Origin of the sequence: Pseudomonas fluorescens (genome assembly GCF_902497995.1) — a bacterium.
Taxonomy (GTDB): domain Bacteria; phylum Pseudomonadota; class Gammaproteobacteria; order Pseudomonadales; family Pseudomonadaceae; genus Aquipseudomonas; species Aquipseudomonas fluorescens_BK.
On the sequence record NZ_CABVII010000015.1, the window covers coordinates 142,908 to 168,644 of the forward strand.

Genomic DNA, 25,737 nt, shown 5'->3' on the forward strand with positions numbered 1-25,737 from the left:
GGAATAGAAAGCATGTTGAAAAAGACGCTCGCCGCTCTGGCAATCGGTTCTGCCCTGCTGTCCGCCGGCAATGCAATGGCTGCTGACTATGTCGTCGACAAGGAAGGCCAGCACGCTTTCGTCGACTTCAAGATCAGCCACCTGGGCTACAGCTACATCACCGGTACCTTCAAGGATATCGACGGCAAGTTCAGCTTCGACGCTACCAAGCCGGAAGACAGCAAGATCGAGTTCAACGTGAATACCGCCAGCGTGTTCACCAATCATGCCGAGCGCGACAAGCACATCGCCAGCGGTGATTTCCTGAACGCGAGCAAGTTCGGCAAAGCCACGTTTGTTTCCACCGGCGTCAAATCCACCGGCAAAAACGCCGCGGGCAAAGACACGGCTGACGTGAGTGGCAACCTGACCCTGGCCGGTGTGACCAAGCCGATCGTGGTCAAGGCCACTTTCCTGGGTGAAGGCAAGGATCCATGGGGCGGCTACCGTGCCGGCTTCGAAGGCACCACCAGCATCAAGCGTTCGGATTTCGGCAAGCAGAAAGATTTGGGCCCACAGTCCGATGCGGTCGAGCTGTACGTTTCGTTTGAAGGTGTGAAAGCGAAATAACATTCGCGCCTGACACAAAAACGCCCCCGATCTCGCGATTGGGGGCGTTTTTTATTGCCGAACACAATCTTCGTGGACGCCACCCCCCGTAGGAGCGAGGCTTGCCCGCGAAGGCGTCATCAGCGACATAACAGAAACCGAGGTGCATCCATCGCGGGCAAGCCTCGCTCCTACAGGGTTATGTTGACGCATAAAAAATGCCCCGGTCTTGCGATCCGGGGCATTTTTTATTGCAGCGCTAAATCAGCGATTGCGGGTCAGCAACGCTGGTTTCTCACCACGCGGACGGCCTGGCAGTTGATCAAGCTGCTCAGGAGTCGGGAAACGGTCGGTTTTCGACTCCTTGTGAATGATCTTCGGTGCCGGACCGCGCGGGTTCTGCACGGCCGGTTCCGAGCGCGGCTGGTCGTCGCTACGGGCCGGACGGCGGTTGCGGGACTCTTCGCGACGGGCCTGGCCGTCACGAGGAGCACCATTGCGCGGGCCGCTGCGCTTGGCCGGTGGAGTGCCGGTGGTGGCGCCGTCGCTGCTGCGCGGACCGCTCTGGCGACCTTGTGGCTTGCCGCTGCGCGGAGCGCCGGTGCCAGTGGTTGCCGTGCCTTGCGCCGGAGCACCCGGACGGCGGCCGCGACCTTGAGCCGGTTTGGCTTGAGGTACGTAGTCGACGCGGTTACCGAAGTTATCGATATCGTCGTCCAGGAACTCATCGGGAGCACGATCAGCAGCGGCGCGAGGAGCCGGGCGCTGTTGTTCGCGAGCCGGGGTGCCTTCGCGCGGCTTGTGTTCACGGGCCGGACGCTCGCCACGGCCAGCGGCGGCAGGTTTTTCCTTGCCGCCCTTGTCCTTGCCTTTGTCTTTACGACCGCCGCCGCCACCAGTGCCGTTCGGCCCGTCGCCGCGAGGGCCACGTGGATTGCGTGGGTTACGCACGTCCGGACGCTCGCGCACTTCAGGCTTCTCGGCTTCCACAGCGCTGGAATCGAAGCCCATCAGGTCGCCGTCGGCAATTTTCTGCCGGGTCATGCGCTCAATGCTTTTCAGCAGTTTTTCTTCGTCCGGCGCCACCAGCGAGATCGCCTCGCCCGAACGACCGGCGCGGCCAGTACGGCCGATACGGTGCACATAGTCTTCGTCAACGTTCGGCAGTTCGAAGTTGACCACGTGTGGCAACTGATCGATGTCGAGGCCGCGAGCGGCGATGTCGGTGGCGACCAGGATGCGCACTTCACCGGCCTTGAAGTCGGCCAGGGCTTTGGTGCGGGCGTTCTGGCTCTTGTTGCCGTGGATGGCGACGGCGGTAAGACCGTGTTTGTCCAGGTATTCGGCCAGGCGGTTGGCGCCATGCTTGGTGCGAGTGAACACCAGCACCTGTTCCCAGGCGCCTGCGGTGATCAGGTGCGCCAGCAATGAACGCTTGTGATTGGCTGGCAGACGGAACACGCGCTGTTCGATACGCTCGACCGTGGTGTTTGGCGGCGTGACTTCGATGCGTTCCGGGTTGTGCAGCAGCTTGCCGGCGAGGTCGGTGATGTCTTTGGAGAAGGTCGCCGAGAACAGCAGGTTCTGACGTTTGCTCGGCAGACGGGCCAGGACCTTTTTCACGTCATGGACAAAACCCATGTCGAGCATGCGGTCGGCTTCGTCCAGCACGAGGATTTCCACGTGGGACAGGTCGACGCTGCCTTGGCCGGCGAGGTCGAGCAGACGGCCGGGGCAGGCCACCAGCACGTCGACACCGCGGGACATGGCCTGAACCTGCGGGTTCATGCCAACGCCGCCGAAGATGCAGGCACTGACGAACTTCAGGTCGCGGGCATAGACCTTGAAACTTTCATGCACTTGAGCCGCGAGCTCGCGGGTAGGGGTCAGGACCAGTACCCGTGGTTGACGCGGACCGTGACGCTGGGACTTGTCCGGATGACCATTGGGGAACAACCGCTCCAGGATCGGAAGGGCGAAGCCGCCGGTTTTACCCGTACCTGTCTGTGCCGCGACCATCAGGTCGCGACCTTGCAACACGGCGGGAATGGCCCGCTGTTGCACCGGAGTAGGCTCGGTATAGCCCGCTGCCTCGATGGCGCGGACTAAAGCCTCGGAGAGACCGAGGGAAGCAAAGGACATGAGTAATCCTGTTTTAGTTAGGGCTTGGCCCAATGGGAGTCTTGCCTGGCGCGAATGGCGTTTAAGGGGACGCAATCCCGTCCGGTCCTGCTGGGCCTCGAAGGCTCATCTGGAGCGCTCGCGCGGGCTGAAAGCTGCGCTGTAGCGGGGTCGAGATGCCTTGAACGAGTCCGAGCGTCCGGGCGTGAGCCTGGCGGGAAGGCCGGAGTATAACAGAGCAATCACTGCGCGCCGCTTTCCTGCTGCTCAACGGTTTTGCGGGTCATGGCCGCAGCCTTGGCGGCCTTCGCACCGTTCGCCGGGTCGGCACCGTATCGGGCGCTCAATTCTGCGTAGGCGGGCTCGCGCTTGAAGCGCTTGAGCTCGGCGCTGAAGCGCTGTACCAGCAAGTCCATGCCCGCGTTGCGACGCAGCGCCAGGAACTGGCTTTGCTGGCTGATGACGAGCGGGTTTTCGGTGATCTTGTCGCGAATGTTCAACTCGTCGAGCAAATGCTGGCCGACCCGGCGGTCAGTAATCAGCAGGTCGATCCGCCCGCGCACCAGTTTGCCGAAGTTGGCCCCATGACTGGCTGCCGGTTCCCGGGTGAATAGCGACGATTCGCGAAAATCCTTGCTGTACAGATAACCCGGCGAGGTGCCGATGGTCAGGCCGCGCAATGCTTCCAGGGTCCGGAACGGATAGGGCCGTTCGTTGGCATAGAACATCACGAACTCGACTTCCGAGAGGGGTTCGCTGGGGTACAGGAGGGTCGCGTCGCGTTCATCGCTGTGGAAGATATCCAGCGCGCCGTCCGCCTGACCTTGCTCGAGCATCGACAGGCAGCGTTTCCACGGCAGGAACTGCCAGTCGACTTCTATCCCCAGGCGCTTGAAGACAATCGCCGTGGTTTCGTAGTCCAGGCCCAGGGCTTTGCCGTTTTCCTCGTACACGTAAGGCGCCCAGGGTTCGGTGACAATGCGCAGTTTCTCGCCCCGGGCGGTAAAGCTCAGGCAAGTACAAAGCATGACTGTCAGCAACTGGGAGAAAAGGGGCATGGCCTGAGGTTAGTACGCTCAAGGCGTAATGAGAAGCTCTGGCATGCATGTTTAACGCTGACCTTCAGGGAATTGTGCGCAAGGCCTCTATTTGTAAGCCGAATTGAGCAAGTGGTCGTGGATGGCTTGGCATCGGCTGCCCAGGATCAGCCGTACCAGTTCCCTGTCGAACCAGCGTTCGAGCAAGTGCTGAGTGACCGGCTTGCCGAGGCGTTCTTCCTGGTTCTGCAACGCTTTTTCCCACCATACCGGTCCACAAGCCTGGTCGAACTCGTTGGGGTGTTCATAGCAGCCATAGAGGATTTCGCGGATGAACTGACGCAGGTGTGCGGGCAATGCCAGGGTGATGAGCTTGTAGAGCAACCGCTGGGTCCGGGGCGGTCGCGGCAGGTGCATCGTCACCCGGCGAGTGTCATCCAGTGCCGCCTGGCTGGTCGGGTTCCTGGCGTGTTTGGCAACCCAGGCTTTGACTTTGGCCCTGAACAGTTGCTTGCGGCTCCAGTAGTGATGGATCAGGTCCGGACACTTTCTGACCTGCAGCCTGCGATACGCCGCGACCGACAGGCAGAACTCCTCAAGGGTATAAGCCCCGCGAGCCATGGGAAACAATTCGTCGATCAGGGCAATGGAGTGGTCAAGCACTTGAGCATCCTGCTGATGCAAACCGATCACGCCGGAGTTGAGCAGCATCATCTGATCGTCTGCCAGGCCTCTGTCCCTGAGCGTGGTCGATAGTGCGCTGTAGAGCACATTTTCTTTATTGGTGCCGTATCGGGTGTAGAAATCGTTGCACAGCAGGGTGCCGGGCTGCACGCGATCGAACAATTCGAGCGGTGAACGATGAAAGAAGGTGTCGGTGTCGATCAGCAAGGCGACTGGCGACTCCTCGAGTACCTTGCGCAATGCAACATGCTTGGCTCGAAAGTGATAACCGTGGGGTTCGTTCCAGCGTTGGCGAGTCGCCGCGTCGAGCATGCGCACGCGCACCGGCAGTCTCGCGTAGGGCAGGGGATTGTCGCTGAACACCTGGATGTCGAGCGCTGCGTGGGGCGTCTCACGCAGCCAGGCCAGGGCACTGGCAATGCTGAACAGCGCTTCCTGGTGATAAGTCTCGGCGCCGAAAGCCAGATAAACCAGTTGCGGGCGTGGTGGGGATGGCTCAGTCATGGGGAACAACATTCCATGGGCTGTTGAATGTAAAAGACCCTCAGAAGAGGGCCTTTGGGTGTGGCGTGGATACTATCAGCGCGGTAGCTTCAGATTGTTCCACACGGCCAGGCTCGCCTCGGCCTGGTTAAGGGTATAGAAATGCAGCCCCGGTGCCCCGCCCTGCAATAAACGTTCACACATTTCAGTGATAACCTGTTCGCCGAAACGCTGAATGCTTGCGGTGTCGTCACCATAGGCTTCCAGTTGCTTGCGGATCCAGCGCGGGATTTCCGCACCGCAGGCATCGGAGAACCGCGCCAGCTTGCTGTAGTTGGTGATCGGCATGATCCCCGGCACGATCGGAATGTTCACACCCATCGCCCGTACACGCTCGACGAAGTAGAAGTAGCTGTCGGCGTTGAAGAAGTACTGGGTGATCGCACTGTCGGCGCCGGCATTGGCCTTGCGCACGAAGTTGTTCAGATCGTCTTCGAAATTGCGCGCTTGCGGGTGCATTTCCGGGTAGGCGGCGACTTCGATGTGGAAATGATCGCCGGTCTCTTCACGAATGAATTCAACCAGGTCATTGGCGTGGCGCATTTCACCGCTGGCCATGCCCATGCCCGAAGGCAGGTCACCGCGCAGGGCAACGATACGGGTGATGCCGGCTGCCTTGTATTGCTTGAGCAGGCCGCGCAGGTCGTCCTTGCTGTCGCCAACGCAGGACAGATGCGGTGCGGCAGGCACTTTGACTTCGCTTTCGAGCTGCAGCACGGTGTTGAGCGTTCGATCACGGGTCGAACCGCCAGCGCCATAGGTGCAGGAGAAGAAATCGGGGTTGTACGTAGCCAGCTGGCGAGCAGTGGCGAGCAGCTTTTCATGCCCAGCATCGGTCTTCGTAGGGAAGAATTCGAAGCTGTAGCGACGGTCTTGGGACATGGTCATATCCTTGGAAGCACATAAGCCTTGCAGGCTTGCGCATCCCAATGTGGGAGCGGGCTTGCTCGCGAAAGCGGTGGGTCAGTCAACATTAATGTTGAATGATAAATCGCCTTCGCGAGCAAGCCCGCTCCCACAAGGGAGAGCAGGCAGCAGGTCCGATCAGTAGCGGTAAGCGTGCGGCTTGAACGGGCCTTCGACGGTCACGCCGATGTAGTCGGCCTGGGTCTTGGTCAGTTGAGTAACCACGCCGCCGAAACCGCGGACCATTTCCAGGGCCACTTCTTCGTCGAGTTTCTTCGGCAGTACTTCAACCGTCAGGCGCTCGGCTTTCTGGGCTGGCGACAGGTCGGCGTACTTCTGGCCGAACAGGAAGATCTGCGCCAGCACCTGGTTGGCGAACGAACCGTCCATGATGCGGCTCGGGTGGCCAGTGGCGTTGCCCAGGTTAACCAGGCGGCCTTCGGCCAGCAGGATCAGGTAGTCGTCGTTCTGGGCATCGAATGCGCCAGGACCGGTACGGTGGATCTTGTGAACCTGAGGCTTCACTTCTTCCCATGCCCAGTTCTTGCGCATGAAAGCGGTGTCGATTTCGTTGTCGAAGTGACCGATGTTGCAGACAACGGCGCGCTTCTTCAGGGCCTTGAGCATGTTTGCATCGCAAACATTGACGTTGCCGGTGGTGGTCACGATCAGGTCGATCTTGCCCAGCAGTGCTTTGTCGATGCTGGCTTCGGTGCCGTTGTTGATCCCGTCGATGAACGGCGAAACCAGCTCGTAACCGTCCATGCAGGCCTGCATGGCGCAGATCGGGTCGACTTCGGAGACTTTAACGATCATGCCTTCCTGACGCAGGGACTGGGCCGAACCCTTGCCCACGTCACCGTAACCAATGACCAGCGCTTGCTTGCCGGACAACAGGTGGTCGGTGCCTCGCTTGATCGCGTCGTTCAGGCTGTGACGGCAGCCGTACTTGTTGTCGTTCTTGCTCTTGGTCACCGAGTCGTTGACGTTGATGGCCGGGATTTTCAGCTCGCCCTTGGCCAGCATGTCCAGCAGGCGGTGGACGCCAGTGGTGGTTTCTTCGGTCACGCCGTGGACGCGGTCCAGGATCGCCGGGTACTTCTTGTGCAGCAGCTCGGTCAGGTCGCCGCCGTCGTCGAGGATCATGTTGGCATCCCAAGGCGCGCCATCCTTGAGGATGGTTTGCTCCAGGCACCACTCGTACTCTGCTTCTGTCTCGCCTTTCCAGGCGAAAACCGCGATGCCGGCCGCAGCGATAGCGGCAGCGGCCTGGTCCTGAGTCGAGAAAATGTTGCAGGACGACCAACGCACTTCGGCACCCAGGGCAACCAGGGTTTCGATCAGCACGGCAGTCTGAATGGTCATGTGGATGCAGCCGAGGATCTTCGCGCCTTTGAGCGGCTGCTCACCGGCGTACTTGCGGCGCAGACCCATCAGGGCTGGCATTTCGGATTCGGCGATGATGGTTTCGCGACGGCCCCAGGCAGCCAGGGACATGTCGGCGACTTTGTAATCGTTAAAATCTGCAGGCGTGATAACAGCGCTCATGATGAGCCTCCATTCGTAATGTATGCGAATGGGCGCCGTTGTGCGTTTAGTGTCCAGCCAGTGAAGGCCAGGCAACGCCCCATCCGAGCCTGACAGGTCTAGCCTGCTGCAGCGCCCCTCGGACAGGTGGCGGGAAAACGGTAGCGAGTGAAAGTTACCGTTTTGAAACGGGGGCGATTATAGCGGGCTATGCTGATCTTCCAAAGCCTTTCTGTTGGTCAATGTCTGAACGGTAATCGAGGCCATAGGCGATGCTCAATAGAGCCCTGGCCCGGGCTCTGCGATGATGGCTGGCATCAATCGGCAAGACGGTCAGGAGTGAATATGAATTTCCACACCCGCAAATGGGTAAAACCCGAAGACCTCAACCCCAACGGCACGCTGTTCGGCGGCAGCCTGTTGCGCTGGCTCGACGAAGAAGCGGCGATCTACGCCATCGTTCAGCTGGGCAATCAGCGCGTGGTCACCAAGTACATTTCCGAAATCAACTTCGTCAGCGCCTCGCGCCAGGGCGACATCATCGAACTGGGCATTACCGCCACCGAATTCGGTCGCACCTCGATCACCCTGCAGTGCGAAGTGCGGAACAAGATCACCCGCAAAAGCATCCTGACGGTGGACAAGATCGTCTTCGTCAATCTGGGTGAAGACGGCTTGCCCGCGCCCCACGGCCAGACCGAGATCAAGTACGTCAAAGATCAGTTTAACGATGAGTAATGCGAGTCCGTAGGAGCGAGGCTTGCCCGCGAAAGCGTCATCAGCGTCACCGCAAAACCCAGTTGCTATCATCGCCAGCAAGCCGGCTCCTACAGAATCCGGCTTGTTTGCGCGAACAGTGAACAGCTCCGAACCCAGCATGTCGTACCTACATGACACGCCACCGGTTCCGGAGCCCTATGGACACGCAAAAAGACGGCAAGACCCCGAACCTCTCGGCGCAAGAGAAGAAGGAAGTCGACAAGAGCCAGCCACCCCGCGCCGCGGTACTGCACGAAATCATCCGAACCCAGGGCGACCTGGAGCTCGAGCGCAGCGTCGCCGCCCTGTGGTGGTCGGCCCTGGCCGCCGGCTTGACCATGGGTCTGTCGCTGATGGCCATGGGCTTGCTCAACTCCCGCCTGCCGGATGGCGAAGGCTTCAAGGTGATTGCCAGTTTCGGTTACTGCGCAGGCTTCCTGGCAGTGATTCTCGCCCGTCAGCAATTGTTCACCGAGAACACCCTGACCGCTGTGCTGCCGGTCATGACCAAGCCCACATTGAACAATTTCGGGCGATTGCTGCGTCTGTGGTCGGTGGTGCTGGTGGGCAACCTCTGCGGCACGATACTGGTGGCGTATGTGATGCTGCACCTGCCGATTTTCGACAGCAAGACCGATCTGGCCTTCCTCGATATCGGTCGCAAGATCATGGAGAACGACGCCAGCCAGATGTTCGCCAAGGGCATTGTTTCGGGGTGGATGATCGCGACCATGGTCTGGATGATCCCGTCCATGGAGAGTGCCAAGATGTGGATCATCATCCTCATCACCTACCTGATGGCGCTGGGGGACTTCACCCACATCGTGGTCGGTTCGGCCGAGGTGTCGTATCTGGTGTTTGCCGGCGAGTTGCCGTGGAAGGATTTCTGGCTGATATTCGCCGGGCCGACGCTGGTGGGCAATATCATCGGCGGCAGCTTTATCTTCGCGCTGATCAGCCACGCGCAGATTCGCAGCGAGAGCGGGCCGCCGAAGGAACCTGCGGATCAAGGCCAGGAGCCTGATCCGCGCAAGACCAGAAAATAATCAGTGATGCCCGGCCTGTGCCGTTGGCGCAGGCTCGTCACGGGTGACATGTTTGACCAGCTTGCCGATGCTCAAGCCCTGCAACAGGATCGACGACAGCACCACGATGTAGGTAATGCTCAGCAGCAAATCGCGCTCGGGACCCAGCGGCAGGGCCAGGGCCAGCGCCACCGAAACACCCCCGCGCAAACCACCCCAGGTCAGGATCCGGATTGTTCCGCGCGGCACGGTGCGCCAGCGTCGCAGCAATACGATGGCCGGCGCCACGGTCAGCAGGCGCGACAGCAGAATCGCCAATGCCAGCAGACTCGCGGCCAGCACATGCAGCCAGTTGAACGGCAACAGCAGCAGCTCCATGCCGATCAGGGCGAACAGCAGGGCGTTGAGCATGTCGTCGAGCAGTTCCCAGAAACCGTCCAGGTATTTGCGGGTCATGTCGTTCATCGCCAGGTTGCGGCCCAGGTTACCGATGATCAGCCCGGCGACCACCATCGCGATCGGCGCCGAAACGTGCAGCTCCGAAGCCATGGCCGAGCCACCGATCACCAGCGCCAGGGTCAGCATGACCTCGATCTGGTGCTGCTCGATGCTCTTGATCATCAGGTACACCAGATAGCCGATCAGCCCACCAAACAGCACGCCGCCAATCGCCTCGTGGGCGAACAGCATGGCTGTGGCGCCGATGGTCGGGGTTTCGCCCAGTTGCGCGATGCCCAACAGCACGGTGAACACCACCACTGCCGTGCCATCGTTGAACAGCGACTCGCCGACGATGGTGGTTTTCAGTGGTTTGGACGCATTGGCGGTCCGTAGCACACCGAGTACCGCGATCGGATCGGTGGGGGAGATCAACGCACCGAACAACAGGCAATAGAGAAAGCTTACGTGCCAGCCAAACAGGGCAAAAATGTAGTAAGCCAGGCTGCCGATCACGGCGGTGGCAATCAACACACCGAAAGTCGCCAGCAGGCCGATCGGCCAGCGGTAGCTGCGCAGGTCATTCAAGTTGACGTGCAGGGCACCGGCGAACAGCAGGAAGGACAGCATCCAGTTCATCAACAGATCGCCGAAGTCGATCTGGCCGATCAACTGTTGCACTCGTTCTTCCAGACCCGGATAGCCGATAAGGCTCAGGCCTTGCAGCAACAGGGAGAACATCAGCGCAGTGACCATGACCCCGATGGTCGGGGGCAGGCCGATGAAGCGGAAATTCACGTAGGTGAGGAGCGAGGTGAGGCAGATAAACGCAGCGACGAGTTCAAGCATCCGGGGTCCTTGGATGGGAGGTGGATTGGTTTTTTTGGCAGTTGCACCGTGTGAGCTTCTTCGCCGGCAAGCCGGTCTCGCTCCCACCTATGATCTCGGTCGTTTACAAATCTTGTATTCGCTGAAGATCAACTGTAGGAGCGAGGCTTGCCCGCGAAAGCAATGTCATTGGCGACGCAACGATTCAGCCGGACACATTGACCGCAGCCGCACCCCGACGTTGCAGATGGATGAAGAAAAGTGCCGCCCGCCGTCAGACCGACCCCAAACAACAGCAGCATGATCGTCACCCCATGGGGGCTGACGCCGGTGATGTCCTGCAAAATAGGTCTTGACGCTTTGATCAGGCATACGCATGCCGATGACCGTTCTCGACGAGAGCGGGCGGTGGCAGGAATTATTGGAATTAGTCTGTGCGCAACTGAGTGCGGCGTGGTCGCTTGCAGTATAAACAGCTGTGGACATATGGCGAATCACTCCGCCCGAACCCTGTAGGAGCAAGCTTGCTCGCGATGGACGTCAACGATAACGCGTGTTTTTCTGCTTAAACGCGGTGTCCTGGCGTTTTTCGCTGCGATGCGGCGATCGGACAAGCCAGCTCCTACAGGGGGGGCGGGGACAACAAAAGGAGTGTGCCGTGCTTGCGACGGCTTTGGTGTTGGTGGCGGCGCTGTTGCACGCGACGTGGAATACCCTGATCAAATTCAGTGCGGAACGCCTGCTGGTGGTGGCCTGCATGGACAGTGTGGCAATGCTCTTCGTCGCGCTGATGCTGCCGTTCGTGGAATGGCCGCCCCTGGACATCTGGCCGTGGATCCTGGCATCGGCGGCGTTCGAACTGCTCTATCGCTATTTGCTGATCCAGGCTTATCGGGTGGGCGACCTCGGGCTTGTTTATCCGTTGATGCGTGGCTTGTCGCCATTGGTGGTGCTGGCGCTGACGCTGATATTTGCCGGCGAGGTGCTGACGAACCAGCAGATTTTCGGAATCCTGCTGATTCCGCTCGGCATGCTTTGCCTGCTTTGGCAGGGCGGTGGCGGTGCACGGCTGCCGTGGTCGATGCTGCCGGTGGTGGCATTGATCGGCCTGTGCATCGGCTGCTACACCTTCATCGATGGCCAGGCTTTGCGGCGCTGGTCCCATCCGCTGGACTACCTGGTCTGGGTTACGTTACTCAGCGCCTGGCCATTTCCATTGCTGGCATGGGTGCGCAAGCGGCCGGCGTTCATGTTGTTCTGGCGGCAACAATGGCGACTGGGGTTGGCGGTCGGGTTCTGCGTGTTGTTCAGCTACGCTTTGGTGCTGTGGGCGATGCAACTGGGCTCGATTGCCGAAGCGGCGGCATTGCGCGAGATCAGTGTGATTCTGGTGGTGTTGTTCGGCATGCGTTACCTGAAAGAACCTTTCGGCAGACCGCGGCTCCTAGCCTGTGGGCTGGTGTTGATCGGCATGCTGGTGATGAAATTTTGACTGGCTCACTGTCGACGCAAGCATCGACGCATCAAACTTGAAGAAGGGATTGCTTTATGACGGTTGCTCTATGGTGCATTTTGATCGCTATTTTCCTGCCTTATCTGTGCACGGGCGTGGCCAAGATCAGTGGCGGGTTCGGGTTGAAAGACAACCATGATCCCCGGGATTTCCTCGATTCGCTGGACGGATTGGGCAGGCGCGCGCATGCGGCGCAACTGAACAGTTTTGAAGTCACCCCGGCATTCGCCGCGGCCGTGATCGTGGCACACCTGGCCGGCAATGCCGAGCTGGTGACGATCAATGTGCTGGCGGTGTTGTTCATCACCAGCCGGCTGCTGTACATCATTTGCTACCTGGCGGACTGGGCGACTCTGAGATCGTTGGTGTGGTTTGTGGGGATGGGGTTGATCGTCAGCTTTTTTGTGGTGTCTGTCTGAAAATACGTTGGTGATTGTGCCGGCCCCTTCGCGAGCAAGCCCGCTCCCACATTTATTCGGTGAACACACTGTTTGGGTGCGCCATAGATCAAATGTGGGAGCGGGCTTGCTCGCGAAAGCTATCTATCAGCCACAGCAGAACTCAAGGACTGGCTTTGGCCGCATCCGCCACCTGCGGCACTTGCGGCAACGCCGCGCCTTTGGGCCAAAGCATCCAGATCTGCCCCTGCTGCTTCATGTCACCGGCCAACTGCCCGGCCGCTTCGCCAGTGCCCCAGAACAGATCCGCCCGGACTTCACCCGCGATCGCGCCGCCGGTGTCCTGAGCCGCTACCGGACGAACCAGTGCCGAACCGTCCGGTTTGGTGGTCGATAACCACAACAGACTGCCCAAGGGGATCACTTTACGATCCACTGCCGCGCTGTAGCCGGCGGTCAGCGGTACGTTCAGCGAGCCGCGAGGTCCTTCGTTGCTGTCCGGGTTGCGGGTGAAGAACACGTAGCTTGGATTACTGGCGAGCAGTTCGGGAATGCGCGTCGGGTTGGCCTTGGCCCAGCTGCTGATGGCGCCCATGGTCACGTCTTCTTTCTTCAGCTCGCCCTGTTCTACGAGCCAACGACCGATGGGCCGATAGGGATGACCATTCTGGTCGGCATACGCAATGCGCAACTGCCGGCCACTGTCGAGCTGGATGCGTCCCGAACCCTGGATTTGCAGGAATTGCAGGTTCATTGGATCAGTCAGCCAGGCAACGACCGGTGCCTTGACGCCTTTGGTCTCGATCGTTGCCGCATCGTCGTAGGGCTTGAGCACGCGACCTTCGAGCCGGCCGCGCAGGCGTTTACCTTTCAGCTCCGGGTAGAGGCTGTCCAGGGAGACGATGATCATGTCTTCGGGTACGCCGTACACCGGGATATTCGCCATTTCGGTCTGGGTCAGGCTGCCCGGGTAGACCGGTTCGTAGTAGCCGGTGATCAAGCCGTTGGGGTTGTCGTTGGCCGCGCGCAGGCCATAGACGTCGAGGTTCTGCTTGAGGAACCCGCGAATCTCATGGGCGGTTTGTGGCACGCTGGCCGCAGCGGCGCAGGTCGAACCCCAGATCGGGTCGGCCTTGAGCCGGGTGCATGCGCTGCGCCACGAACCGAAGCCGGCCACCAGATCGTTGTCGGACACCACGGGAAGCGCTTCCCATGTGGCGCTGGAGTAGGTCGCCAGGGCGTGGGTTTTCGGTTTTTCGGGTTCGCCGCCGGTGCAGCCCGCAAGCACGGCAACCATTGGAAGGGTCCAGGCCAGGCTGTGACGCCATGCCTTGTAACGGCTGTTCATGAAATAATTCCTTTGCCGGTTGCCTGAGTGCCCCATGCGCTCATGCAAACCGTATCGATAATAGGGCTATTGGTGTTTGCGGGTGACGCGAGGATACTGGCCGCCGTTTCCAGTGACCTGAAGCCACCATGACTTTTAAAAGACTTTCCATTGTATTGCTGGCCTGCCTGGCCTTGTCCGCTTGTGGCGCAGTGGACCCCAACTCGCCGCTGGGCCAGCGCAAGGCGATCTTCAAGCAAATGCTCAAGACCAGTGAAGACCTTGGCGGCATGTTGCGTGGCCGTATTCCGTTCGACGGCGGGCGATTCGCTGACGGTGCCGTGAAACTTGATGCGCTGTCCCGTGAGCCGTGGAAACATTTCCCGCAGGTGCGCGAAGAAGATCACACCAGCGCAAAGGATGATGTCTGGCAGCAGCAGGCACGCTTCCAGGAATTGGCCCGCAGCCTTGAAGCCGCCACCAGTGACCTGGTGATTGCCAGCAAGGTTCAGCCCTACAAGGCCAGTAACCTGGGGCCGGCGGTGCAGAAAGTCGAAGATGCCTGCAGTGCTTGCCATAAAGAGTTTCGGGATCATTGATCTGAGGGTGCTTATGACCGCATCGCTCGCTCCTACAAGGGGTCACTTATCCAGTTCGTCGAGCGCTTCCTGCAACTCCTTGCGGGACTCGGCGAGTTTGTCTTTGCGCTTGTTGATTCTCTCGGCATCGCCCTTTTTCATCGCCTTGTCGAGGTCGGTCTGACGCTTGCTGACTTCGTGCTTGGCATCGAGCACCTTGTTTTCCCGCTCTTTTTTCAGTGACGCATCGGTGCAATGGGCGGTGACTTCGCTCAGAGCCGTTTCCAGGCCAGCCTGTTGATCGGCGTTGCCGCGGGACTTGGCCAGTTCGATCTGGTTGATGATGCCCTGCTTCTTGGCGGCGCATCCGCTCAGGCCCGGAGCTTCTTCGACGGCCATCAGGGGAGCGGCCATCACACTGCAAAGGGTCAACAGGGCGAGGGGTGAAAGAAATTTCATAAAAGCTCCATGTGAAGGCAATCGGGTCGATGTGGCGATGGGTTGTTTGAGCCCGTCGACATCATTGGGTTCCAGCGGGGCAGGCATCAACGGCCGCTAGAAACCGTCAATCCCCGCCACACGTAATGTTTCACTCAAGGCCAGGACCTGCGGGTCGCGGAAAAATGCGCTCAATTGCGCCGCGCGTTCCGGGCCGATACCTGTTTCGGCCTGCCATTGTCCGGTGTTGCGTTGCGCCAGTTCCTGCCATGAAGCGCCGAGGCGTGCCTGGCCGGTCGGCGGCATGCCCAGGGCCTTGAGCCAGCGGGCGAACGGGCGTTGCCGGGCGACGTTGAAACTATTGAAAAGACGAGCACTGCTACGCTCGCCGAAGCCATCAATGTTAGCAAGCTCTTGGGCATCGAGGGTCAACCAATCCAGCAGCCCGTTCAGGTGGCCTGTTTCGAAAAGTTTCTCCCAAGTGCCAGGACCGACATGGGGCAAGGCCAGCCCCTGACTGCCACCAAGCCAGGCCAGGCGTGCAAGAAATTGACTTTCGCATCCTGGTGTCGGCTGCCAACAACTGAGCGGATGAAAATCTGTTGCCAGCGGCACGTTCAATTCAGTGCGTTCGGTGCTGCGCAGGACGACACCATCGAGCCTGGGAATGGTCAGGCCCGCCAGGCTGATGGCGACCTGATCACCGGGCCGGATGTCCATTGCTTCCCAGCGTTGCAGAGAGCTCACACTGACTCGCTTGATCTGCCGGTCATCAAGCCTCAGCGGCGTCAGTTCCAGCACCGGCGTGATGCGCCCGGTCCGGCCGATCTTGAAGTCGACCCTGCGCACCTCGGCCAGCGCCTGGGCAAAAGGGTATTTCCAGGCGACGATCCAATAGGGTGCTTTGGCCTGCCAGCGTTCGGCGGGTGGACGTTGCTCCTGGCGCATCACGATGCCATCGCTGGCAAAGGGCAGGGGGGAGTGATACCAGTGATCGCGCCAGCGTTCGGCATCGGCGAATGTCTTGATCGGCTGACTGTAGGGTGCAGTGCTCGAGAATCCCAATTCATCCAGCGCCGCCACGCGCGCGGGCAAGCTGGCAGGGCCTTGGGGCCAGTCCCAGACGAACAGGCCGATCTGCCCAGCATGCTCGGCACTCAGTGCCTTGCGGGCCATCAGGCCGGCGACGGTGCCGCGGGCATTGAGGCTGCCGGACTGGGCTTGTACATGGTCAGTCACACGCCAATAGAGTTCGCCTTGCACCACCAGGTCCAGCGGCTGTGACAGTTGCTGGGGGATGCCGGCAATCAGTCGCGCCGGGGTGGTCCAGTCCTGGCCAGTGACCCCGTCGCCGCGACTGATCGCCTGAACCAGCAGGCCTTTGCGGTAGACCAGCGTCACCGCCACACCGTCGACCTTGGGCTGAATCCAGACATCGTTTCGACCTTTGAGCCAGGTGTCGACGGCGTGACTGTCTTGGAGTTTACCCAGGCCGGTGTGCGCGATGGGGTGAGCAACGGTGCCACCTGCCGTGCGCAACGGTTCGGGGGAGGGACCGGTGGCGAAGCATTCTTGCCATTCGCTCAGCCGCAAACGGGCTTGGTCGTAGAGTTCGTCGGCGACCAATGAGCGGCCGTCGCGATGATAGCTGTCGTCCCAGAGGTCGATTTGTTTTTGCAGTGCGCTGATTTCGTCGAGCGCGCGGGCAGGCGGCCAGTCCGGGCACTGGGTGGCGTGGGTGGTCAGGCAGAGAAAACTCAGTACAAAACCGACTAATGCACGCAGGTCGAGGGGCATCGTGAGCGTCTTTGCTCGTTGGGGGTGCTCGAAGGTTAGTCAGTATTGTCTGGCGAGCAGGGTGGGTGTTTTGCCTGGTGTTTCTGTGGTGATTAGGGTGGCCTCTTCGTCGGCGACACGGTGTAAAGCGAAAGACAATAAAAAGCCCCGCACGGCGAACCGGGCGGGGCTTTTTGTACTGCCAGGGAAGTCTTACAGACCGGCAGCCGAACGCAGGGCGTCGACGCGATCGGTTTTTTCCCAGGTGAAGGTGGTGAACGTATCGTCACCCACGGTCTTGGTATCCGGGGTGCGACCGAAGTGGCCGTACGCAGCGGTTTCCTGGTACATCGGGTGCAGCAGGTCGAGCATGGTGGTGATTGCGTATGGACGCAGGTCGAAGACTTCGCGGACCAGGTTGATGATTTTCTCATCGCTGATCTTGCCGGTGCCGAAGGTGTTCAACGAAATCGACGTTGGCTGGGCAACACCGATGGCGTAGGAGACCTGAATCTCGCAGCGCTCGGCCAGGCCGGCTGCGACGATGTTCTTGGCCACGTAACGACCGGCGTAGGCGGCCGAACGGTCGACCTTCGATGGATCTTTACCGGAGAACGCACCGCCACCGTGGCGAGCCATGCCGCCGTAGGTGTCGACGATGATCTTGCGACCGGTCAGGCCGCAGTCGCCTACCGGGCCGCCGATGATGAATTGGCCGGTCGGGTTGATGTGGAACTGGGTGTCCTTGTGCAGCAGGTCGGCAGGCAGTACGTGCTTGACGATAAGCTCCATCACGCCTTCGCGCAGGTCTTTGTACGACACTTCAGGGTTGTGCTGGGTCGACAGGACAACCGCGTCGATGCCCACGACTTTGCCGTTTTCGTAACGGCAGGTGACCTGGGACTTGGCGTCCGGACGCAGCCACGGCAGCAGGCCGGATTTACGGGCCTCGGCCTGGCGCTGCACCAGTTGATGCGAGAAGGTGATCGGTGCTGGCATCAGCACGTCGGTTTCGTTGCTGGCGTAGCCGAACATCAGGCCCTGGTCACCGGCACCCTGATCTTCAGGCTTGGCACGGTCGACGCCCTGATTGATGTCGGGAGACTGCTTGCCGATGATGTTCATCACGCCGCAGGTTGCACCGTCGAACCCGACGTCGGAGCTGTTGTAGCCGATGTCGATGATGACGTCACGAACGATCTGCTCCAGGTCAACCCAGGCCGAGGTGGTGACTTCACCGGCAATGATTGCAACGCCGGTTTTCACCAGGGTTTCGCACGCCACGCGGGCGAACTTGTCTTCAGCAATGATGGCGTCCAGCACTGCATCGGAAATCTGGTCGGCGATTTTGTCCGGATGCCCTTCAGACACGGACTCGGAGGTGAAGAGGGAGTATTCGCTCATCTCGATTTTTTCCTGAATTTACCGATGGTGAGTGTCGCCAGTCGGTCGCTGAAAGTGGCGGACCTGAATCTGGAAACCATTACGTAAGCCTACATAGAGGCTTTCCCCGGGAACGAGTCCCGCGGCGGTGGCCCAACGGGCGAGATCGTCCTGTTCAAACCCCAACCAGAGATCACCGCAGGCCTCCTTGGCCCAACTCTGGTTGTGGCTACATAACTCTGTTACTAACAGGCTGCCGCCTGGGTGCAGCAGGCCGGCCATGTGCTTGAGCGCATCGGCCGGCGCGGCAAAGTGGTGCAGCACCATGTTCAGCACAACGCAGTCGGCCTTGAGGCTCACACCATTCAATGCATCGGCCAGTTGCAGGCTGACATTAAGCAGTGACTCGCGCTCACAGACCTGGCGCGCCAGTTCGAGCATGGCCGGGCTGTTGTCCAGCGCCGTGACCTGGGTGAAGCGGCGCGCCAGTTCCGGCAGAAAGGCGCCGTCGCCGGGGCCGACTTCAATGGCTGTGGCGCCTTGGTTGAAACTCAGCTTGTCGAGCAAAGCCACCACGCTTTCACGGTATTGCGACAGACCGGCGATCAAGTCTTGCTGGGCGCGAAACTTCTCCGCTACCCGTGAGAAAAAGTCCTGACTGGCGGCGGCTCGTTGTCCATGGACCTGAGCGATGCGTGACTGCACGTCGGCAGGCAAGGTCAGGTTATCCACTTCTTCCAGCAGCGCGGCATGCAGCTTGCCTCCCGGCAGGTCGGTGTGGGGCAGGGCGCGACGGTAGAAAATCGCGTTGCCCTCACGGCGGGTCGCCACCAGATCGGCCTGGGCCAATACCTTGAGGTGATGACTCATGCCCGACTGGCCAATGCCGAAGATCTGCGCCAGTTCCAACACGCCAAACGAGTCGTTGGCCAGCGCGCGCAATACCGTCAGGCGCAGAGGATCGCCACCGGCCTTGCACAGGGCCGACAGCTCATCGCAATGATCATGTCGTATGGAGCGCGCGCGTAAATTCATAGGGGCAGCAGTCTAGTGACGCTCAGAAAGCATCGCAAGGGCAATATCAAAAAGTTTTGATATTGCTCGATAGATGGCACTTCTCGGGGAAAGGATCACTCTACAAATCGTCAGCGGAAAGGTTTCACCAGGCGAATGAGAATTTATCCACCGGAAAAACGCCCTCAGATGACTTTCTGTCATTGCCCCGGGGCGTGTCGGTGAGGGAAAATGCTCGCCTTTTTTCCGTTTCGTTTTATTCACTCTCGATTCAGAACCCGCAGGAGAACAGCGATGCCCAGCCGTCGTGAGCGTGCCAACGCCATTCGTGCCCTCAGCATGGATGCCGTGCAAAAAGCCAACAGCGGCCATCCCGGTGCCCCTATGGGTATGGCGGATATCGCCGAAGTACTTTGGCGTGACTACCTCAAGCACAATCCGAGCAATCCATCGTTCGCCGACCGTGACCGCTTCATCATGTCCAACGGTCACGGCTCGATGTTGATCTACTCGTTGCTGCACCTGACCGGCTACGACCTGTCGATCGATGACCTCAAGCAGTTCCGTCAACTGCACAGCCGCACCCCGGGTCACCCGGAATTCGGTTATACCCCTGGCGTGGAAACCACCACCGGTCCACTGGGCCAGGGTCTGGCCAATGCCGTGGGTTTCGCCCTGGCAGAAAAAGTCCTGGCGGCCCAGTTCAACCGTCCAGGCCACAACGTTGTCGATCACCACACCTACGTGTTCCTCGGTGATGGCTGCATGATGGAAGGCATCTCCCACGAAGTCAGCTCCCTGGCCGGTACGCTGGGCCTGGGTAAATTGATCGCGTTCTACGATGACAACGGCATTTCCATCGACGGCGAAGTCGAAGGCTGGTTCACCGACGACACGCCCAAGCGTTTCGAAGCCTACAACTGGCAGGTGATCCGCAATGTCGACGGTCACGACCCGGAAGAAATCAAGACCGCGATCGAGACCGCGCGCAAGAGCGAGCAACCGACCCTGATCTGCTGCAAGACCACCATCGGTTTCGGTTCGCCGAACAAGCAAGGCAAGGAAGACTGCCACGGCGCCCCCCTGGGTGACGCGGAAATCGCCCTGACCCGCACGGCGCTGAACTGGAACCACGGTCCTTTCGAAATCCCGGCCGACATCTACGCCGAATGGGACGCCAAGGAAGCCGGTCGCGCGACCGAAGCCGAATGGGACCAGCGTTTCGCGGCCTACTCCGCAGCCTTCCCTGAGCTGGCCAACGAGCTGGTTCGCCGTCTGAGCGGTGAGCTGCCGGCTGACTTCGCCGAGAAGGCCGATGCCTACATCGCCGAAGTGGCGGCCAAGGGCGAAACCATCGCCAGCCGCAAAGCCAGCCAGAACGCATTGAATGCCTACGGCCCGCTGTTGCCGGAATTGCTGGGTGGTTCGGCTGACCTGGCCGGTTCCAACCTGACCCTGTGGAAAGGCTGCAAAGGTGTCACGGCTGAAGATGCCAGCGGCAACTACATGTACTACGGCGTTCGCGAGTTCGGCATGAGCGCGATCATGAACGGCGTGACGCTGCACGGCGGTCTGGTACCTTACGGCGCGACCTTCCTGATGTTCATGGAATACGCCCGCAACGCGGTACGCATGGCCTCGCTGATGAAGCAGCGCGTGGTGTTCGTCTACACCCACGACTCCATCGGCCTGGGCGAAGACGGCCCGACTCACCAGCCGATCGAGCAATTGACCAGCCTGCGCAGTACGCCGAACCTCGACACCTGGCGTCCAGCCGATGCCGTAGAGTCGGCTGTGGCCTGGAAGCTCGCCCTGGAGCGTAACGACGGTCCTTCGGCCTTGATCTTCTCCCGTCAGAACCTGCAGCACCAGACCCGCAATGCGATTCAGATCGAAGAGATCGCGCGTGGCGGTTACGTGTTGAAGGACTGCGCAGGCGAGCCTGAGCTGATCCTGATCTCCACCGGTTCGGAAGTCGGCCTGGCGGTTCAAGCCTACGACAAGCTGACCGAGCAAGGCCGCAAGGTGCGAGTTGTTTCGATGCCTTGCACCAGCGTGTTCGATGCCCAGGACGCCGGCTACAAGCAAGCGGTTCTGCCGTTGCAGGTCAGTGCGCGTATCGCCATCGAAGCCGCCCATGCGGACTACTGGTACAAGTACGTGGGCCTGGAAGGCCGCGTGATCGGCATGACCACCTACGGCGAGTCGGCGCCTGCGCCAGCCTTGTTCGAAGAGTTCGGCTTTACCCTGGAAAACATCCTGGGTCAGGCTGAAGAGTTGCTGGAAGACTGATCCAGAAGTTGCGATATCGGGGCTGACGTCTTCGCGGGCAAGCCTCGCTCCTACAGATTTTCTTTGTAATGCGGGATCGGGGTAATCCCAATCCCGCACACAACGCGATCCTTGTAGGAGCGAGGCTTGCCCGCGAAGGCGGCAGACCTGGCGGCTAAATTCCCAAGCGTCATCGAGAACCCCATGCCTCAACCGCGTCCCTACAAAGTTGCACTCAACGGCTACGGCCGGATTGGTCGTTGCGTCTTGCGTGCGTTGTTCGAGCGAGGGGCAAAGGCCGGGTTTGAAATTGTCGCGATCAACGATCTGGCCGACATGGCCAGCATCGAATACCTGACACGCTTCGACTCCACCCACGGGCGTTTTCCCGGTGAAGTGAGAATCGAGGGAGATTGTCTGCATATTAATGGCGAATGCGTGAAAGTCCTGCGCAGCGCCACCCCTGAAGGCATCGATTGGGCGTCCCTGGGCGTCGATCTGGTGCTGGAGTGCTCCGGCGCTTACCACACCCGTGAAGATGGCCAGCGTTTCCTCGACGCCGGCGCGCCGCGAGTGCTGTTTTCCCAGCCGATGGCCAGCGAGGCGGATGTCGACGCCACCATCGTCTATGGCGTGAACCAGGATTGCCTGACCGGCGACGAGTTGCTGGTGTCCAACGCATCCTGTACCACCAACTGCGGCGTGCCGCTGTTGCGCCTGCTGGATCAGGCCATTGGTCTGGAATACGTATCGATCACCACCATCCACTCGGCGATGAACGACCAACCGGTGATCGACGCCTATCATCACGAAGACCTGCGCCGCACCCGATCGGCGTTCCAGTCGGTGATCCCGGTGTCCACTGGTCTGGCGCGTGGCATCGAACGCCTGTTGCCGGAACTTGCCGGGAGAATTCAGGCCAAAGCCGTGCGGGTGCCGACGGTGAACGTGTCTTGCCTCGATATTACGATGCAGACCGTGAGCGATACCGACGCCACCGAGGTCAACCGGATTCTGCGCGAGGCCGCTACCAGCGGTCCGCTCAAAGGCCTTCTGGCCTACACCGAGCTACCTCACGCAAGCTGTGATTTCAATCATGACCCACATTCGGCCATCGTCGATGCCAGTCAGACCCGTGTTTCCGGCCCGCGGCTGGTGAACATCCTGGCCTGGTTCGACAACGAATGGGGTTTTGCCAATCGAATGCTGGATGTTGCAGAACACTATTTGCAAACAGCTGCACCACAACCAAAACCTGCTCTCTAAAACAGCTATCCAGGAATTGCGACCCATGACCGTGTTGAAGATGACCGACCTCGATCTGCAAGGTAAGCGCGTACTGATCCGCGAAGACCTCAACGTCCCAGTCAAGGACGGTGTAGTCACCAGCGATGCGCGAATCCTGGCCTCGCTGCCGACCATCAAGCTGGCCCTGGAAAAAGGCGCGGCGGTGATGGTCTGCTCGCACCTTGGCCGTCCGACCGAAGGCGAGTTCTCGGCCGAGAACAGCCTCAAGCCAGTCGCTGACTACCTGAGCAAAGCCTTGGGCCGCGAAGTGCCGCTGGTGGCCGATTACCTGGGCGGCGTAGACGTCAAGGCCGGCGACGTCGTGCTGTTCGAAAACGTGCGCTTCAACAAAGGCGAGAAAAAGAACGCTGACGAACTGGCCCAGCAATACGCCGCCCTGTGCGACGTGTTCGTGATGGATGCCTTCGGCACCGCTCACCGTGCCGAGGGTTCGACCCACGGCGTGGCCAAGTTCGCCAAAGTCGCCGCCGCTGGTCCGTTGCTGGCCGCTGAACTGGATGCACTGGGCAAAGCCCTCGGCGCCCCGGCTCAACCAATGGCTGCTATCGTGGCCGGCTCCAAGGTCTCGACCAAACTCGACGTACTCAACAGCCTGAGCCAGATCTGCAACCAGCTGATCGTCGGCGGCGGCATTGCCAACACCTTCCTGGCGGCTGCCGGCCACCCGGTCGGCAAGTCCCTGTACGAGCCGGACCTGCTCGACACCGCGCGCGAAATCGCTGCCAAAGTCAGCGTGCCACTGCCGGTCGACGTCGTCGTTGCCAAGGAATTCGCTGAAAGCGCCACCGCTACCGTCAAGCTGATTGCCGACGTGGCCGCAGACGACATGATCCTGGACATCGGCCCACAGACCGCGGCGAATTTCGCCGAGCTGCTGAAGTCGTCCAAGACCATCCTGTGGAACGGCCCGGTGGGTGTATTCGAATTCGATCAGTTCGGCAACGGCACCAAAGTCCTGGCCCAGGCCATCGCAGAAAGCCCGGCGTTCTCCATCGCGGGCGGCGGCGACACCCTGGCGGCCATCGATAAATATGGCGTTGCCGATCAGATCTCCTACATTTCTACCGGCGGCGGTGCGTTTCTCGAGTTCGTCGAAGGCAAGGTTCTGCCAGCCGTTGAAGTCCTGGAAAGCCGGGCCAAGGCCTGAGGCCGCCCATTTGACCAGGCAAAGGAGTGTTCAGATGGTCAAGACCCTGGCGCTGTTGACCGCTGCGGCTATGCTGGCGGCTTGTGGGAGTAACCCGAAAGCCCCGCCGGTGCCCGAGACGCCTGAACAGGACAAAGGCTGCTACCAGGCCGACTGGCAGGCCGAAACCAACCCGGTGATCAACAAGCGTTCCGGGCCCGATGGCCTGGAAAAATACGAGACCCAGACCCCGGCCAAGGAACATGGTTGCCCTTGACGGGTCTGACCCTTTACTCAGGGCTGGCGGCGTGCGCCGTCAGTCGAGGAACATGGATGAAAGGTTTTATCGCCATTATGGCGCTGGCTCTGCTGGCAGGTTGCAGCAGTTTGAACCCGTTCAAGCCTGCCGAATCGACGGACAGCTGGACCACCTGGACCTGCAACAGCCAGGCCAAAGTGATTTGGCGCTACACCGACGCCAGCCGCCAGCACGTCGACGTGCGTCTCGGTGGTGCCGATCAGGTCTACCGTTTGAAACTTGAACCGGGCGCCGAAGGTTCGCTGTACAGCAACGACATGCTGGCGTTTCACATAAAAGGTGAGGAAGGCCTGGTGTACTGGGTCGCCACCAATGATTTGATCGGCCGCGGTTGTAAAGCCGAGTAATCGAAGGCTTGCGCCAAACCTGTAGGAGCGAAGCTTGCTCGCGAAGAGGCCCGCACATGCAACACATGTGTTGGCGATTAAACCGCTTTCGCGAGCAAGCTTCGCTCCTACAGGGAATCGAGAGCTCTCAGGATTTTTGTAATACCGAATTCGCAGCCCGGGCCAACCCCCGATCTGCAATAACTTGAATAGCCGCCGCCGCTCCGGCAGGCTGGCACGATTAACGACCCTCAACCGGGAGAGACACACACAATGGCACTTATCAGCATGCGCCAGATGCTGGACCACGCAGCCGAGTTCGGCTACGGCGTTCCAGCCTTCAACGTCAACAACCTTGAGCAGATGCGCGCCATCATGGAAGCCGCTGACAAGACTGACTCCCCGGTGATCGTCCAGGCTTCGGCCGGTGCTCGCAAATACGCCGGCGCACCGTTCCTGCGTCACCTGATCCTGGCGGCAATCGAAGAATTCCCGCACATCCCGGTGTGCATGCACCAGGACCACGGCACCAGCCCTGACGTCTGCCAGCGCTCCATCCAACTGGGCTTCAGCTCGGTAATGATGGACGGTTCCCTGGGCGAAGACGGCAAGACCCCGACCGACTACGACTACAACGTCCGCGTCACTCAACAAACTGTAGCCCTGGCCCACGCCTGCGGCGTATCGGTAGAAGGCGAGCTGGGCTGCCTGGGTTCGCTGGAAACCGGCATGGCCGGTGAAGAAGACGGCATCGGCGCCGAAGGCGTCCTGGATCACAGCCAGATGCTGACCGACCCGGAAGAAGCCGCTGACTTCGTCAAGCGCACCCAGGTCGACGCCCTGGCCATCGCCATCGGCACCAGCCACGGCGCCTACAAGTTCACCAAGCCACCTACCGGTGACGTGCTGGCCATCGACCGCATCAAGGAAATCCACAAACGCATCCCAAACACTCACCTGGTGATGCACGGTTCGTCTTCGGTGCCGCAAGACTGGCTGGCGATCATCAACCAGTACGGTGGCGACATCAAAGAAACCTACGGCGTACCGGTTGAAGAAATCGTCGAAGGCATCAAGCACGGCGTGCGCAAGGTCAACATCGACACCGACCTGCGCCTGGCGTCCACCGGTGCGATGCGTCGCCTGATGGCCACCAACCCGAGCGAATTCGACCCGCGCAAGTTCTTCGGTGCGACCGTGACTGCAATGCGTGACGTGTGTATCGCACGTTATGAAGCGTTTGGTACTGCTGGCAACGCTTCGAAGATCAAGCCGATCTCGCTGGAAGGGATGTATCAGCGTTACCTGAAGGGTGAGTTGAACGCTAAGGTTAACTAAGACCTTAATGCTTTAGTCTCATAAAAAAACCCGCCGCGAGGCGGGTTAATGAGATGGTCACCCCCAACACCCTGCGAGGGCTACGCTTTCGCAGGGTGTTTTGTTTTCGGAGGCCATCATCATGAGCGAGTCAGCATTAATCGGTATCGATCTCGGCAAACACAAC

Annotated in this window: 23 protein-coding genes and 1 riboswitch; of the genes, 12 read left to right on the forward strand and 11 right to left on the reverse strand. The window is 60.2% G+C overall.

All coding sequences use genetic code 11. From position 1 onward, the window contains the following. Positions 1-12: 12 nt before the first annotated feature. Positions 13-609, forward strand: coding sequence for a YceI family protein (locus F8N80_RS18660; protein WP_150746695.1), 597 nt, complete (start codon positions 13-15; stop codon positions 607-609). A gap of 243 nt (positions 610-852) precedes the next feature. Here the strand turns inward: F8N80_RS18660 and F8N80_RS18665 are convergent, their stop codons facing one another. The 5 genes from F8N80_RS18665 to F8N80_RS18685 all read right to left on the reverse strand — a co-directional run bounded on the left by F8N80_RS18665 (position 853) and on the right by F8N80_RS18685 (position 7,427). Beyond that, the gene (locus tag F8N80_RS18665; protein ID WP_150784424.1) at positions 853-2,730 is read right to left on the reverse strand and encodes a DEAD/DEAH box helicase; all 1,878 of its coding nucleotides are present in this window, start codon (positions 2,728-2,730) and stop codon (positions 853-855) included. Positions 2,731-2,951: 221 nt separating this feature from the next. Then, the gene (locus F8N80_RS18670; RefSeq protein ID WP_150748735.1) at positions 2,952-3,767 is read right to left on the reverse strand and encodes a substrate-binding periplasmic protein; all 816 of its coding nucleotides are present in this window, start codon (positions 3,765-3,767) and stop codon (positions 2,952-2,954) included. 87 nt (positions 3,768-3,854) lie between these two features. Next, positions 3,855-4,934, reverse strand: a complete 1,080-nt coding sequence (locus tag F8N80_RS18675) for a hypothetical protein (RefSeq protein WP_150784425.1) — start codon at positions 4,932-4,934, stop codon at positions 3,855-3,857. A 75-nt stretch (positions 4,935-5,009) separates the two neighbouring features. Further along, on the reverse strand, positions 5,010-5,855 hold the full coding sequence (gene metF, locus F8N80_RS18680; protein ID WP_150748737.1) for a methylenetetrahydrofolate reductase [NAD(P)H]: 846 nt from the start codon (positions 5,853-5,855) through the stop codon (positions 5,010-5,012). A gap of 162 nt (positions 5,856-6,017) precedes the next feature. Then, a complete protein-coding gene (locus tag F8N80_RS18685) occupies positions 6,018-7,427 on the reverse strand; it encodes an adenosylhomocysteinase (RefSeq protein WP_150784426.1) in 1,410 nt (469 codons plus the stop codon). A 23-nt stretch (positions 7,428-7,450) separates the two neighbouring features. Continuing rightward, positions 7,451-7,553: riboswitch (S-adenosyl-L-homocysteine riboswitch) on the reverse strand. Positions 7,554-7,751: 198 nt separating this feature from the next. Here F8N80_RS18685 and F8N80_RS18690 point away from each other — a divergent pair. Both F8N80_RS18690 and F8N80_RS18695 read left to right on the forward strand, forming a co-directional pair. Then, the gene (locus F8N80_RS18690; RefSeq protein WP_150748739.1) at positions 7,752-8,144 is read left to right on the forward strand and encodes an acyl-CoA thioesterase; all 393 of its coding nucleotides are present in this window, start codon (positions 7,752-7,754) and stop codon (positions 8,142-8,144) included. Positions 8,145-8,323: 179 nt separating this feature from the next. Next, entirely contained in the window at positions 8,324-9,211 is an 888-nt protein-coding gene (locus F8N80_RS18695) for a formate/nitrite transporter family protein (RefSeq protein ID WP_150748740.1), read from the forward strand. On the opposite strand, the gene F8N80_RS18700 is transcribed toward F8N80_RS18695, so the two are convergent. Continuing rightward, entirely contained in the window at positions 9,212-10,477 is a 1,266-nt protein-coding gene (locus tag F8N80_RS18700) for a cation:proton antiporter (protein WP_150784427.1), read from the reverse strand. A gap of 637 nt (positions 10,478-11,114) precedes the next feature. Here F8N80_RS18700 and F8N80_RS18705 point away from each other — a divergent pair. Beyond that, positions 11,115-11,948 carry an EamA family transporter gene (locus F8N80_RS18705; RefSeq protein WP_150784428.1) on the forward strand — a complete coding sequence of 278 codons (834 nt, stop codon included), beginning with the start codon at positions 11,115-11,117 and terminating at the stop codon, positions 11,946-11,948. Positions 11,949-12,004: 56 nt separating this feature from the next. Then, on the forward strand, positions 12,005-12,388 hold the full coding sequence (locus tag F8N80_RS18710) for an MAPEG family protein (protein WP_150748743.1): 384 nt from the start codon (positions 12,005-12,007) through the stop codon (positions 12,386-12,388). A gap of 142 nt (positions 12,389-12,530) precedes the next feature. Here F8N80_RS18710 and mltA read toward each other — a convergent pair whose 3' ends face one another. Further along, complete coding sequence (mltA, locus tag F8N80_RS18715; RefSeq protein WP_150748744.1) at positions 12,531-13,715, reverse strand: murein transglycosylase A; 1,185 nt, start codon at positions 13,713-13,715, stop codon at positions 12,531-12,533. A gap of 128 nt (positions 13,716-13,843) precedes the next feature. On the opposite strand from mltA, the gene F8N80_RS18720 reads away from it, so the two are divergent. Beyond that, positions 13,844-14,293 (forward strand): c-type cytochrome, encoded by a 450-nt coding sequence (locus tag F8N80_RS18720; RefSeq protein WP_150748745.1) that lies wholly within the window; start codon positions 13,844-13,846, stop codon positions 14,291-14,293. Positions 14,294-14,335: 42 nt separating this feature from the next. Here F8N80_RS18720 and F8N80_RS18725 read toward each other — a convergent pair whose 3' ends face one another. From F8N80_RS18725 to F8N80_RS18740, 4 genes are all read right to left on the reverse strand, one after another. Next, positions 14,336-14,731, reverse strand: a complete 396-nt coding sequence (locus F8N80_RS18725) for a DUF1090 domain-containing protein (protein ID WP_150748746.1) — start codon at positions 14,729-14,731, stop codon at positions 14,336-14,338. Between the two features lie 96 nt (positions 14,732-14,827). Further along, positions 14,828-16,507 (reverse strand): NAD-dependent DNA ligase LigB, encoded by a 1,680-nt coding sequence (ligB, locus tag F8N80_RS18730; protein ID WP_150784429.1) that lies wholly within the window; start codon positions 16,505-16,507, stop codon positions 14,828-14,830. A gap of 192 nt (positions 16,508-16,699) precedes the next feature. Next, complete coding sequence (metK, locus tag F8N80_RS18735; protein ID WP_150748747.1) at positions 16,700-17,890, reverse strand: methionine adenosyltransferase; 1,191 nt, start codon at positions 17,888-17,890, stop codon at positions 16,700-16,702. 18 nt (positions 17,891-17,908) lie between these two features. After that, complete coding sequence (locus F8N80_RS18740; RefSeq protein ID WP_150748748.1) at positions 17,909-18,904, reverse strand: ArsR/SmtB family transcription factor; 996 nt, start codon at positions 18,902-18,904, stop codon at positions 17,909-17,911. A 273-nt stretch (positions 18,905-19,177) separates the two neighbouring features. Here F8N80_RS18740 and tkt point away from each other — a divergent pair, with 273 nt between their 5' ends. From tkt to fba, 6 genes are all read left to right on the forward strand, one after another. Beyond that, the gene (tkt, locus tag F8N80_RS18745; protein ID WP_150784430.1) at positions 19,178-21,175 is read left to right on the forward strand and encodes a transketolase; all 1,998 of its coding nucleotides are present in this window, start codon (positions 19,178-19,180) and stop codon (positions 21,173-21,175) included. Between the two features lie 183 nt (positions 21,176-21,358). Continuing rightward, a complete protein-coding gene (gene epd, locus F8N80_RS18750; RefSeq protein WP_150748750.1) occupies positions 21,359-22,420 on the forward strand; it encodes an erythrose-4-phosphate dehydrogenase in 1,062 nt (353 codons plus the stop codon). 25 nt (positions 22,421-22,445) lie between these two features. Then, complete coding sequence (locus F8N80_RS18755) at positions 22,446-23,609, forward strand: phosphoglycerate kinase (protein ID WP_150748751.1); 1,164 nt, start codon at positions 22,446-22,448, stop codon at positions 23,607-23,609. A gap of 34 nt (positions 23,610-23,643) precedes the next feature. After that, positions 23,644-23,865 carry a hypothetical protein gene (locus F8N80_RS18760; RefSeq protein WP_150748752.1) on the forward strand — a complete coding sequence of 74 codons (222 nt, stop codon included), beginning with the start codon at positions 23,644-23,646 and terminating at the stop codon, positions 23,863-23,865. A gap of 56 nt (positions 23,866-23,921) precedes the next feature. Continuing rightward, positions 23,922-24,254 (forward strand): MliC family protein, encoded by a 333-nt coding sequence (locus tag F8N80_RS18765; RefSeq protein ID WP_150748753.1) that lies wholly within the window; start codon positions 23,922-23,924, stop codon positions 24,252-24,254. Between the two features lie 252 nt (positions 24,255-24,506). Continuing rightward, positions 24,507-25,571 (forward strand): class II fructose-bisphosphate aldolase, encoded by a 1,065-nt coding sequence (gene fba / locus F8N80_RS18770; protein WP_150748754.1) that lies wholly within the window; start codon positions 24,507-24,509, stop codon positions 25,569-25,571. Positions 25,572-25,737 lie beyond the last annotated feature (166 nt).

Bases quoted from the DNA above. Each gene is read 5' to 3' on its own strand.
- F8N80_RS18660 (WP_150746695.1), top strand. From the start codon at position 13: ATGTTGAAAAAGACGCTCGCCGCTCTGGCAATCGGTTCTGCCCTGCTG.
- F8N80_RS18665 (WP_150784424.1), bottom strand. From the start codon at position 2,730: ATGTCCTTTGCTTCCCTCGGTCTCTCCGAGGCTTTAGTCCGCGCCATC.
- F8N80_RS18670 (WP_150748735.1), bottom strand. From the start codon at position 3,767: ATGCCCCTTTTCTCCCAGTTGCTGACAGTCATGCTTTGTACTTGCCTG.
- F8N80_RS18675 (WP_150784425.1), bottom strand. From the start codon at position 4,934: ATGACTGAGCCATCCCCACCACGCCCGCAACTGGTTTATCTGGCTTTC.
- metF (WP_150748737.1), bottom strand. From the start codon at position 5,855: ATGTCCCAAGACCGTCGCTACAGCTTCGAATTCTTCCCTACGAAGACC.
- F8N80_RS18685 (WP_150784426.1), bottom strand. From the start codon at position 7,427: ATGAGCGCTGTTATCACGCCTGCAGATTTTAACGATTACAAAGTCGCC.
- F8N80_RS18690 (WP_150748739.1), top strand. From the start codon at position 7,752: ATGAATTTCCACACCCGCAAATGGGTAAAACCCGAAGACCTCAACCCC.
- F8N80_RS18695 (WP_150748740.1), top strand. From the start codon at position 8,324: ATGGACACGCAAAAAGACGGCAAGACCCCGAACCTCTCGGCGCAAGAG.
- F8N80_RS18700 (WP_150784427.1), bottom strand. From the start codon at position 10,477: ATGCTTGAACTCGTCGCTGCGTTTATCTGCCTCACCTCGCTCCTCACC.
- F8N80_RS18710 (WP_150748743.1), top strand. From the start codon at position 12,005: ATGACGGTTGCTCTATGGTGCATTTTGATCGCTATTTTCCTGCCTTAT.
- mltA (WP_150748744.1), bottom strand. From the start codon at position 13,715: ATGAACAGCCGTTACAAGGCATGGCGTCACAGCCTGGCCTGGACCCTT.
- F8N80_RS18720 (WP_150748745.1), top strand. From the start codon at position 13,844: ATGACTTTTAAAAGACTTTCCATTGTATTGCTGGCCTGCCTGGCCTTG.
- F8N80_RS18725 (WP_150748746.1), bottom strand. From the start codon at position 14,731: ATGAAATTTCTTTCACCCCTCGCCCTGTTGACCCTTTGCAGTGTGATG.
- ligB (WP_150784429.1), bottom strand. From the start codon at position 16,507: ATGCCCCTCGACCTGCGTGCATTAGTCGGTTTTGTACTGAGTTTTCTC.
- metK (WP_150748747.1), bottom strand. From the start codon at position 17,890: ATGAGCGAATACTCCCTCTTCACCTCCGAGTCCGTGTCTGAAGGGCAT.
- F8N80_RS18740 (WP_150748748.1), bottom strand. From the start codon at position 18,904: ATGAATTTACGCGCGCGCTCCATACGACATGATCATTGCGATGAGCTG.
- tkt (WP_150784430.1), top strand. From the start codon at position 19,178: ATGCCCAGCCGTCGTGAGCGTGCCAACGCCATTCGTGCCCTCAGCATG.
- epd (WP_150748750.1), top strand. From the start codon at position 21,359: ATGCCTCAACCGCGTCCCTACAAAGTTGCACTCAACGGCTACGGCCGG.
- F8N80_RS18755 (WP_150748751.1), top strand. From the start codon at position 22,446: ATGACCGTGTTGAAGATGACCGACCTCGATCTGCAAGGTAAGCGCGTA.
- F8N80_RS18760 (WP_150748752.1), top strand. From the start codon at position 23,644: ATGGTCAAGACCCTGGCGCTGTTGACCGCTGCGGCTATGCTGGCGGCT.
- F8N80_RS18765 (WP_150748753.1), top strand. From the start codon at position 23,922: ATGAAAGGTTTTATCGCCATTATGGCGCTGGCTCTGCTGGCAGGTTGC.
- fba (WP_150748754.1), top strand. From the start codon at position 24,507: ATGGCACTTATCAGCATGCGCCAGATGCTGGACCACGCAGCCGAGTTC.